Raw genomic sequence first — 683 nt, forward strand, 5'->3', positions numbered from 1 at the left:
ATTGACGCTGGAAGCACCGATGCCTGCGGAATCGCAACCACGACAATTGACAAATCCACATTCACCTGTGCAGATGTAGGTCCGAATACGATTACTTTAACAGTAACCGATGTAAACGGAAACGTGTCAACCTGTACAACAGTTGTGACCGTTGAAGACAACGTAGCACCAGTAGCAAATTGCGCTGCACCGTTTACGATTCAATTAGATGCAACCGGAAACGCAAGTATCACCGTTGGTGATATTGACGCAGGAAGCACCGATGCCTGTGGAATCGCAACAACCACAATTGATAAATCCACATTCACCTGTGCAGATGTAGGTCCGAACACGATTACCTTAACCGTAACCGATGTAAACGGAAATGTTTCAACCTGTACAACAGTTGTAACCGTTGAAGACAATGTTGCACCAGTAGCAAACTGTGCTGCACCGTTTACGATTCAATTGGATGCAACCGGAAACGCAAGCATCACCGTTGGCGATATTGACGCTGGAAGCACCGATGCCTGTGGAATCGCAACAACCACAATTGATAAATCCACATTCACCTGTGCAGATGTAGGTCCGAATACAATTACCTTAACCGTAACCGATGTAAACGGAAACGTTTCAACCTGTACAACAGTGGTAACAGTTGAAGACAACGTAGCACCAATCGCAAATTGTGCTGCACCGTTTAC

Annotated in this window: 1 pseudogene; it reads left to right on the forward strand. The window is 45.8% G+C overall.

What is annotated here, in order from left to right:
• Window positions 1-683, forward strand: a pseudogene (locus tag K8089_RS16255) (hypothetical protein); the annotation flags it as partial.

This window comes from Aequorivita vitellina (genome assembly GCF_022008365.1).
GTDB classification, from domain to species: domain Bacteria; phylum Bacteroidota; class Bacteroidia; order Flavobacteriales; family Flavobacteriaceae; genus Aequorivita; species Aequorivita vitellina.